This is a genomic window from Deltaproteobacteria bacterium (assembly GCA_030654105.1).
Classification (GTDB): Bacteria; Desulfobacterota; SM23-61; order SM23-61; family SM23-61; genus JAHJQK01.
Genome location: JAURYC010000336.1, coordinates 1 through 9861, shown reverse-complemented (window position 1 = coordinate 9861; position 9861 = coordinate 1). Strand labels below are relative to the sequence as shown.

The window sequence follows — 9861 nt, the reverse complement described above, 5'->3', positions numbered from 1 at the left end:
TGACTCTGAGTATACCTCAGGGTTCCGACAAAACCCAAAACGGCCTTTTTCAAGTCCCGGGGCGCGATGGATTCACGGAAATTCGGGAAAGTCAGGAGGAGGATGAACCCCAGGAGAAGGATAACCAATGTCAATTCGACGAAGGTAAATCCTTTATTGCCGGCCAGAAGATCATCTTTCAATGTCTTGATTCTCGCCCTCTCCACCTTCTTCCCCGTCGGCACCCAGAGATTTCAGATCGAAGTCTTTGTTTTTCACTCCCGGTGAAAGGTAAACGTAAGGCTTCCCCCAGGGGTCCGGCGGAATCTGCCCTTTTTCCAAATACCCCCCCTCCCGCCAGTTTTTCGGAATAACCCCCGTAGTGGGTTTCTGGACAAGAGCTTCCAGCCCCTGCTCGGTACCGGGATAGCTCCCGGTGTCCAATTTATAAAGCTTCAAGGCAGCCTCCAGGTTTTCCATCTGTAGTTTGGCTTTGGTCCTTTTGGCTTCTTCTGTCCTGCCCATAAATCGAGGAAGAACGAGGCCGGCCAGAATGCCCAGGATAACGATGACCACCATGAGTTCGATTAGGGTGAACCCTTTTTTTGTGGAAAAGAGGACTTTCCGTTTATGCTTAGAAATTCTTTCCTTCCCGTGCTTTACTTTTTGAATCGATAAAATCATTTTCCCCCTCGCTTTGGTGACTTCAACGGACAATCTGGCTCATTTCCAGGATGGGGAGGAGAACCGACAAAGCAATAAATCCAACGGCCACCCCCATAATCAGGATCATGATCGGTTCCAACAGGGACATCCGACTCTGCAGCGCTGCTTCCACCTCGTTTTCCAGAACCACGGCTATTTTTTCCAGCATCTTCCCCAGTTCACCGCTCTTTTCCCCTACGGAAATCATTTCCAAAGCTAAGGAAGGAAAGAGAGCGCTTTGTTTGAGAGTAAAGGCCAATTCTTCCCCTTCCCGAATTTTTTCCCGGGCCTGAGACAGGGCTTTGCTTAAGAGGCGATTGGCCACCACGCCCTGGGAAATTTCTAATCCCTGAAGCAGTGGCAACCCACCATGTAACAACGTTCCGAGGGTCCGGGACCAGCGGGAAATGACCAATTGGCGGTGAATGTCTCCCACCACGGGCAGTTTCAGCTTCAGGCGATCCCAAACCAAAGCTCCTGATTCGCTCCGCACGTATCTTCTCAGCCAAAGACCGAAGATGATAAAGCCACCCAGCAAAGCCCACCAAAAACGATTCAGGAAACCGCTTACGGAAATCAGGATCACGGTTGGTAAAGGAAGCGACTGACCTACATCCGAAAAAATTTTTGTCACCGTGGGAACCACGAAGGTCATTAAAAAAATAAGCACACCCACGCCGATAACAAACATGAAGATCGGGTAGGTCATGGCCGCCCGGGTCCTTTGACGCAAAGCCACCTGATGTTCGCTGAAGTCCGCCCATCGGGACAGGGTAAGGGCTAACGTTCCACTTACTTCCCCGGCCCGAACCATTCCGATGAACAAGGGGGAAAACACTCGAGGGTGAAGGGAAAGGGCGTCAGCCAGGCTGCTTCCTTCCCGAACCCGCTCCCGAATTTGGGTAAAGGTTTTTCTCAGCAGGGGATGCCCCAAATGTTCAATCAGGGCCGAGAGAGAAGAAGTCAAAGGAATACCGGCTTCCATAAGGGTAGCCAGTTGCCGGGAAGAGAGGGCGAGGTCTCGTGCTTTTATCCGCCCAAAAAGAAAAGAAAAAATATTGAGAGAAGAAGCTCGCTCTTCCGTGGCCATCGCTTCTTCCCGGATTTCCGTCGGATAAAATCCCTGCCTCCTGAGTTTCGTCCGGGCAGTGCGGGCGCTTTCAGCATCGATAATTCCCTGAACGGATTTTCCCGCGCTATCCAGCGCTTCATACTCAAAGATGGGCAATGAAAAGACTCCGGTAATTGGGTTATTAAGTCATTGGGTTATTGGGTTAATAGTCATTGGTCATTGGTCTATCGTTTATCGTCTTTTTCCTTTTCCTTGCGGTCTTTGCCCTGCTTTATGCACTTTGCACTTTGCTCCTTACACCTTGCGCCTCACGCCTTACGTTCTTTCTTATTCTTGGGTAACCCGCACCACTTCTTCCAGGGCAGTAATACCTTCTACTATTTTCCGGGCGCCGTCCTCTCGCAGAGTTTTCATTCCTTCTTCAACTGCCTGGCGCCCGATGGAGACCGAGTCAGCCTTCTTCATGATCAGCTGGCGAATGGTCTCGGATACAAGCAGGATCTCGTAAATTCCGGTCCGTCCCCTGTACCCTGTTCCCGAACAGGCTGGACAGCCCTTTCCTCTATAAACTTTACCTCCTTTTAACTGTTCCGGGGTGATCCCCACTTCTTTCAACATTTCGGGTTCGGGTACATAGCCCTCTTTACATTCTGAGCAGATGACCCGGATCAAGCGTTGGGCAACGATGGCCCGGACCACGGAAGCAACAAGAAAGGGTTCAATCTCCATATCCACCAAGCGGGTAGCCGCGCTGGCCGCATTATTCGTGTGCAGGGTGCTGAAAACCAAATGGCCGGTCAGGGCGGCCTGAATGGCAATCTCGGCGGTTTCGGCATCCCGGATTTCACCCACCAAGATCACGTCCGGATCATGGCGCAGGACCGAACGTAAACCATGGGCAAAGGTGAGGCCGATTTTGGGATTGACTTGAATCTGACCGATCCCCCAAAGCTGGTATTCTACCGGATCCTCAATGGTGATGATGTTTTTGTCTGGAGAATTGATTTGGCTCAGGGCTGCATAAAGGGTAGTCGTTTTTCCGCTGCCTGTAGGCCCGGTTACCAGCAGGATGCCGTTGGACCGACTAATCAAATCCTGTAAGGTCTGATGTTTATCGGGGGAAAGTCCGATCTCCCCCATTCCTAAGAGCAGGCTCTGCTTATCCAGCAGGCGCAGAACCACCCTTTCGCCAAAGGTGGTGGGGATTATGGAAACACGGATGTCGATGTCTTTATCGGCAATCTTGATAGGAATCCTGCCGTCCTGGGGCAGGCGTTTTTCGGCAATGTCCATTTTGGCCATGACCTTCAGGCGCGAAACAATGGCGGACTGGTACCTCTTGGGTGGGTCGAGCCGTTGGTAAAGAATGCCGTCGATGCGGTACCGGACTTTTAATTCTTTCTGGAAAGGTTCTATATGGATATCGCTGGCCCTCTCCTTCACTGCCTGAAAAAGAATGAGATTAACCAGCTTGATCACGGGGGCTTCGTCGCTTATATCCAAGAGGTCCGCGGTCTCTTCCAATTCATGGAGGATACGGTCGCTGCTTTCCGCGTCCATGGATTGGATCATTTCTTCCGGAGTATCGGCGCTTTGTTCGTAAAAACGGTTGATTGCCCTCACCACTTCCCGCTCACTGCTCAATACCACCCGAACCTCCTGGCACTCGATGATTAACCGGAGGTCATCCAGAGGTTCGTAATTCAAAGGGTCCGGCGTGGCTACGGTTAAAATACCATCCTCCATTTTCATAGGTACCACCTTGTGCTTTTTGGAAAAAACAATAGGTACCCTGGAAACCAGCGAGGGGTCTAATCCTTCTTCTTCTAAATTTTTAACGTAAGGAACCCGCAGTTTCTTGCTCAGGCTGGTCAGGAGCTCATCTTCGGTCAGCAATCCCTTTTCCACCGCTAAGGTTCCAAAAGATTTTCCCTTTTGGCCGTTTAAAAGGTCGGCCGCGGCTTCGGAGGAAATTCCTTTCTTCTCCTGAATGATCTCGACGACGATTTTATCTAACATTGGATGGATACCCAAAATTTAATAGGACGCAGATTTACGCAGATAACCGCAGATACAAAAAAGACGCTATGCGCATAGCGTTAAGCGCTAAGCGACTTTCTGTGTACATCCGTGTCCAAAAAGGAATTTCCTATACAATCAAGTTAAGTGACCAAAGTGCCTAAAGTTGAAAATTCCTATACAATGAACTCACTCTATGAGCATGTCGTAAGTATCCTTGACTTCTTTTTGCCGCTCTTTCTGAAGCTTCTTTAAACTCTCATCCGCTTCTTGCTTTTTCTTGGCCGTAGCCTTCTCCGCGTCTTCCGGGCTGCGGATGATGTGCGGGGTAATGAAGATCAGAAGGTTGGTCTTACTCTTCGATCCACCGTAGGTCTTGAACAGCCACCCTAAAATGGGAACGTTTCCAATGCAGGGAACTCTTTTGGTTTCCTCGGTGCGGTCATCCCGAATCAAGCCGCCAATGACCATCATTTGACCGCTCTCCACTACCACGGTTGTGCTGGCCTGCCGCTTTCGGGTGGTGACAAAACCCGGGTTGGTGGGATCGATCGAAGTGATGTTGCTCACTTCCGTAGATATCTCCAGGCGCACCATCGATCCCATGCTGATATGGGGGGTAATTTCCATTTGGATGCCGATATCCTTGTATTCGAAAGTCCGGGAAACGGCGATATTAGTAGCGGTTGTGGTAGAGGCAGCCAGGGGGGTTGTAAGGTCCGTTTTCAGGATCGGCACGTTATCAGCCACGATGATTTTCGCTTTTTCATTATCCATGGTCAGGAGGTGAGGCGTGGACAGGACGTTTACATCCGTGTCTTTCTGGAATGCTCTGAGCAAGGCCCCTAAGTTGACAAATTGTTGCCCTCCAATGGTGATAAATCCCCGCGTCATACCAAGGATAAGGCCAGGATCCGCCAATGTTCCTCTCTGGACGCCGCTGACGAGTCCAAAATCCGTTCCGCCAAACCCCCGAACGCTTCCCTCCACGGGTTGGTCCATCACCCTCCAATCCACTCCGATTTGAAGGGCTTTTTCCATGGATACCTCTGCGATCAACGCTTCTACCAGGACCTGGGAGCGCACCGTATCCAGTTTTTGGATCACTTCTTCCAGTTCCATAAACTCCTGGGGAGAAGCAGTGATCACCAAGGAATTCGTTGCTTTGTCGGCCGTAATGGAGATTTCTTCCACCTGGGCCGGAGCCTGAGGTGGTTGAGGCCGTGAAGCGGCTTTGGCTTTGCTTCCTACGATGCCGCTTAGGACTTTAGCCAGTTCTTCGGCCCGGGCATTTTCCAGATAACGGACATGAAGCGTGCTTTTCCCTTTGGGAGCCTCCTTGTCTAAACTCGAAATAAGCTCCCGGATTTCCTGGGTGTCTCGCCGGTTGGCCAGGACTATCAAGTTGTTGGTTCGCTCGTCCGGGATGACTTTAACAACTCGCTGGGGGGCGGATGGGCCGGGTGTCCTTACCGGGCCTGGTGAGCGAAGATCTGAAGAGATGAGTTGGGTTGTTTTCTCGGCCATTGATTTGGCCGAAGCAAACTCCAACAAAAAAACCGTAATTTTTTCTTCAACAATCCGTACGTCAATCTGTTCAAGGATCTTCAACAGGCGATGAATATTCGACGCCCTCTCGGTGATGACCAGATGGTTGGTAGGTTTATAAGAAATAATCGTCCCATCCTTGGAAATCAAAGGAGCAAAAAGGGTGCGTATTTCATCGCTGGAGCCATGTTCCAAAGGAATGATCTGGGTGATCATTTTGTCTTCGACTTTAACGGCGCTGGCTTCTTTTCCTTCGTGGATCTCCAGGCCTGCCTGGCGAGCAATACCTGAGGGGATGATTTTGGTTGCATCCGTTCCTGGGACAGCTGTGAATCCGTTCATTTCCAGCACGGACTCGAAGACTTGATAGGCCTCCCGCACAGTGATTTTTTTAGGGGAGATGATGGTTACCTTGCCGCGAACCTGGTCGCTGACCAGGAAGTTCTTTCCCGTCAACTCCCCGATAAACTTGATAACCACGTTCAGGTCCGCATCTTGAAAATCCATGGTAATCAGGGAATCTTCCGGTAGCGGCTTTTGGGGCATTTTGACCTCGGTTGGCTTCTTCTCTTCAGCCCCTGCATCCCGAATCGGTAGGAAGGATACTTCTATCCCGCCCAGAAAAAAGATCAGGACGAGCGACATACGTTTAATCCATTCTCCCATAAGGGTTTCTCCCCTGCATTAAAATTAGCGAATAAGATAAAACCGTGAGAGCGCCTTTTTATTATTTGATTTCATATCGAAAAATTTCCGATCGCCCTCCCCGCTCGATTTCCACCTCAATATTCGAATCCCTCAATAGCTGGGAGTAGGCCTGATAAACCTCTTCAGGCTTGTTAATCATCTGGCCATTAACTTTTTTTATTATATCATTATTGCGGAAGCCAATCTTTTCAATCAAACTACCCGGGATGACCTCGGAAACGGAATATCCGCTCGGCTGGCCCATCACAAAATGGGGCTTCATTCTGACCTGGGTCATAAATTTATTGACATCTCCCACAGACGCCGTTGCGTCCTCACGGTTGATGAGAAAGCGGTTGGGCGACATTCTTCTCACTGTTTCTCCTGTTGCGGGTGGGGGCGGAGAGCCCGCCACCGGTTGAGGACGAACCTCTTTGGAAATGAAGGATAATACCTCCTCTTCTTTTTGGCGCTTGATAACAATGTGATCCCGGGATATTTTGACAATTTTTCCTCCGTCGATATCTTCATGAAAACGGTAGATTTTCTGCTTGCGGTCCGCCCCTTCCTGAATAATGGCATAGGAACGATCGCCAGGGCCACTAATAGTGCCAACCAGCTTGTAACTTCCGGGCATTGAAGGCTTGGCGCCTCCAGAAATTTCCCCAATTGCGGTGCCGGCTGTTTTCATTTCATCCAGGGGAAGTAATTTTAACCCTTTTTCTCCGGGATTAAAGATGTTGCTTGCTGTGATCGGGGCATATCGGTCATAGGGTTCTTGCCTTTCTGCCTGGAAAGGAGGTAAACTCCCTGCTGGAGAAGGTTGAGGAGAAATGGTCAATCGATCCTGAATGATCACGACAAAAAGGTGAGCAACTAGCCACGCAACGGCGGCAAGAAAAATTAGATGAATTACCCAGAAATGCTTGGTGAGCATTCTGACCATCGGAATTCCTATTTAATTTGGACGCAGATTTTCGCAGATAAACGCAGATAAAAATGCAAAATTTTAAAAACCGTTAGTCGCGTTTTTCCCTCCCCTAGCGTCTTACGCCTTACGGGTTATTTTAAATCCTAAAAATCTGTGTTTACCCTGTTAGATGTTCCCTATCTAACAGGGTGAATCTGCGTCCAGAATGGTTTATTTTGTCGCCAATATACCCTCTCTTGGTATCAGATGTCAACCCCTCCTTCTTTTAATCAAGATAAAAGTGTCATAGGTTCCCCCGAGGTTGCTAAATTTTATATAATTTGCCGCATACTGATTAACGCTTCCCATGCCTAAAGCAGGATAGAAACTATGAGAATTGGTGATCTGGATGTTTCCCGGGGCGCGGGAGATGCCGTAGAAACTGTCGGTGTAGCCGTAAATTCCGCCGTAGATTGAAGAATTGTTCAAATAATTGGCAATAACCCAATTTTTAAAAATATCATTTACGGTAACAGCGTAACCACTTTGCCAGAGGGCGTTATTAATTCCATCGATTCCCCGGCCGGTATTGGCAACAATATTTTTAGTGGAGGTGGCCCCGCCATAATGTTCTGCCAAGTAAAGCATGAACAAATAAGTTGCCCCATAATTGGCCAAATTATCTTCCCAGTACGTCAGGCTGGTGCCCGGAGTCTCGGCGAAAGCGGTGACATGGCTCTGGCGGTGGCCATATCCACAAACAAACACGGCCAAACCCGAAAGACCCTCTTCGACCCACCTTTCTTCACTCGGGTCTTTGCCAAAGTGGGTAAAGTGCTGAAATTCATGGGCCAGTGTGCCATAAAACGTTGTGGTCCCTGGCTGACCGGGATACGAATCCATGTAAATCATGTGGCGAGCATTACTATACGAACTGCCTGAATATTCATTGCGTGAATCAAAATAACCAGAGACATATGTTGAACCAATGATCGCGGGATCATAATCATCCTGAATATCCAGGATGAGAATCGTAAAATTTCCTATTGGGGGACTGCCAAAATAAGTTGTTTCTGTTGGGAGAATTGTGATGATAAACTCATTGCGGATGCTGGCAATTGTTGATGTCGAGACATTTTGGCCATTTTCAACATAAATATTTAAATAATATCCTGTACTCAACCGGGTACTATCTACGCAGATAGCTGTAGTCGGGTAATATCCATTGAGGTCATTAGTAGGAAAGTTAAAATCAAAGGCCCAAAACGAAACTGGTTGGCCTACAACATCGGCCAAAATTCTACTACCCCGATTTATTTCCGCCTCGATCGTCCCTTGAGTCCCGAAGTCTCGATAAAGCTTGAGTTTTTGCTGATGAAGCTTCGGTGTTCCGCTGATTGGAGCAGGTTCTGGATTGGCAGATGATTCATCTATCTGTCCAAAGAAAAACAGGGTAATTACAGTTAAAAACAGAATAAGCCGAAGATATTTTTTACATCCAGGCCTTTTCTTGTTTCTCATTTTGACTCCAATACCTTAAAAGATTTCACCTCTATGGCTTCTACTCCGCGGGTTGTTTTTCCGCCCAACTTGCCCTTGACAGTAAGGCGTTTCCCCTGAAGGCTACGGAGTTCCTTTTCATGCTTCCCTGACAAAGCGTAAACTTTGCCATCATCCAATTGAATCCCCACATACGTAAAAGGCTCACCCCCCATCAGGTAAACTTTTCCGGTCACCTCAATCTCATCTTTATCCACCTTCATACTCCCTGCCCCGAGATTCCCTAAAAGAATCAAAAACAGTACTCCTACCATTAATGTCTTTAAAATTCTCTTCAACATTCTGGACAAAATTAATTTCATTAAAAGGATTTTTACTATATAAATTTATACCAAAAAAAGGTCTAAATTGAAAGGACGTTAGGAAGAGCGCAGAAATTGGTTTCCTCATTCGTAAAAAGGAAACTTAGCCTTAGAAATCTGGCCTTTAATTGTTAAAAATAGTAATAAAAAGTAATTATTTGTAAAAATTTTCTTTGACAAAAATTTAGGACTATTTTATGATGGGATCGCACCGAGGAGAAACCAATGTCAGAAGAAATCATGAGCACAAAAGAGGTAGCCCAATACTTGGGCATCCATGAGAAACAGGTCTACGCTCTGATCAAGTCCAAAAGGATCCCCTCCACTCGGGTTACCGGAAAATGGATCTTCCCTAAAAAATTGATTGATGAGTGGATTGACACCAACGCTCGAGCCGGCATGGCTGAGGCCCGTAGAAAAAGCAAGCAGATTGAAGGAGCGCTTTTGGCTTCTGGAAGCAATGATCCGATCCTCGACATTCTCAAGACCTATATCCGCAAGGCCTATCCAGAGTTCTACATATTTTCCGCCAACACCGGCAGCACGGATGGACTCAAGGCCCTGAACCAGGGATATACGGATATTGCCTGGTCGCACCTACTCGACCCGAAGAGCGGCCAATACAATATTCCCTTTTTATCCACTTATCTGCCTAACCTGAAGGCCGTCGTTATCAATCTCTTCAACCGGGACCTGGGCTTTTTGGTAGCCCCTGGAAATCCCTTAAACATCCATGGTTTCAAGGATCTGGCCAAGCCGAAGATCCGGTTTATTAACCGGCAGAAAGGCTCCGGCACAAGAGTGCTCCTGGATCATCATCTTCGGGAGCTCAAGATTCCCGCCTCGTCGATCAAGGGATATGAGAATGAAGTTTATACCCACTTTGAAGTGGGACTCTCCATCTTGGCCAAAGAGACCGATGTGGGCCTGGCCACAGGTTCGGTATCAAAACTTTTAGGCTTATCCTTCATCCCCTTAACCCAGGAGAGCTTCGATATGCTCCTCGATCAATCCACTTTTTTTGAACGGGGGGTCCAGGCTTTCATCGAAATCCTCAATTCCAAGGAATTTCGGAGCCG

The 9861-nt window shown here is 48.2% G+C and carries 9 protein-coding genes; 1 reads left to right on the top strand and 8 read right to left on the bottom strand.

Annotated elements, in window-relative coordinates; genetic code table 11:
• From Q7V48_14785 to Q7V48_14750, 8 genes are all read right to left on the bottom strand, one after another.
• Positions 1 to 182 (bottom strand): prepilin-type N-terminal cleavage/methylation domain-containing protein (locus Q7V48_14785; protein ID MDO9211992.1); only part of this gene is annotated, 182 nt, incomplete at its 3' end.
• Positions 172 to 663 (bottom strand): type II secretion system major pseudopilin GspG, encoded by a 492-nt coding sequence (gene gspG, locus Q7V48_14780; protein ID MDO9211991.1) that lies wholly within the window; start codon positions 661 to 663, stop codon positions 172 to 174. The genes Q7V48_14785 and gspG, both read right to left, overlap by 11 nt.
• Before the next feature lie 22 nt (positions 664 to 685).
• Positions 686 to 1912 (bottom strand): type II secretion system inner membrane protein GspF, encoded by a 1227-nt coding sequence (gene gspF, locus Q7V48_14775; protein ID MDO9211990.1) that lies wholly within the window; start codon positions 1910 to 1912, stop codon positions 686 to 688.
• Between the two features lie 171 nt (positions 1913 to 2083).
• Entirely contained in the window at positions 2084 to 3775 is a 1692-nt protein-coding gene (gene gspE, locus Q7V48_14770; GenBank protein ID MDO9211989.1) for a type II secretion system ATPase GspE, read from the bottom strand.
• Positions 3776 to 3964: 189 nt separating this feature from the next.
• A complete protein-coding gene (gspD, locus tag Q7V48_14765; protein ID MDO9211988.1) occupies positions 3965 to 5989 on the bottom strand; it encodes a type II secretion system secretin GspD in 2025 nt (674 codons plus the stop codon).
• Positions 5990 to 6050: 61 nt separating this feature from the next.
• Positions 6051 to 6956: a type II secretion system protein GspC gene (gspC, locus tag Q7V48_14760; protein MDO9211987.1), complete on the bottom strand. Its 906-nt coding sequence runs from the start codon at positions 6954 to 6956 to the stop codon at positions 6051 to 6053.
• A 234-nt stretch (positions 6957 to 7190) separates the two neighbouring features.
• Positions 7191 to 8441 carry a hypothetical protein gene (locus Q7V48_14755; protein ID MDO9211986.1) on the bottom strand — a complete coding sequence of 417 codons (1251 nt, stop codon included), beginning with the start codon at positions 8439 to 8441 and terminating at the stop codon, positions 7191 to 7193.
• Positions 8438 to 8716, bottom strand: a complete 279-nt coding sequence (locus tag Q7V48_14750; GenBank protein MDO9211985.1) for a hypothetical protein — start codon at positions 8714 to 8716, stop codon at positions 8438 to 8440. Before Q7V48_14750 ends, Q7V48_14755 begins: the two co-directional genes overlap by 4 nt.
• A gap of 291 nt (positions 8717 to 9007) precedes the next feature.
• Between Q7V48_14750 and Q7V48_14745 the strand changes: the two genes are divergently transcribed.
• Positions 9008 to 9861 (top strand): helix-turn-helix transcriptional regulator (locus Q7V48_14745; GenBank protein ID MDO9211984.1); only part of this gene is annotated, 854 nt, incomplete at its 3' end.

Excerpts from the sequence above, each read along its gene's own strand:
- gspG (MDO9211991.1), bottom strand. The coding sequence starts at position 663 with ATGATTTTATCGATTCAAAAAGTAAAGCACGGGAAGGAAAGAATTTCT.
- gspE (MDO9211989.1), bottom strand. The coding sequence starts at position 3,775 with ATGTTAGATAAAATCGTCGTCGAGATCATTCAGGAGAAGAAAGGAATT.
- gspD (MDO9211988.1), bottom strand. The coding sequence starts at position 5,989 with ATGGGAGAATGGATTAAACGTATGTCGCTCGTCCTGATCTTTTTTCTG.
- gspC (MDO9211987.1), bottom strand. The coding sequence starts at position 6,956 with ATGGTCAGAATGCTCACCAAGCATTTCTGGGTAATTCATCTAATTTTT.
- Q7V48_14755 (MDO9211986.1), bottom strand. The coding sequence starts at position 8,441 with ATGAGAAACAAGAAAAGGCCTGGATGTAAAAAATATCTTCGGCTTATT.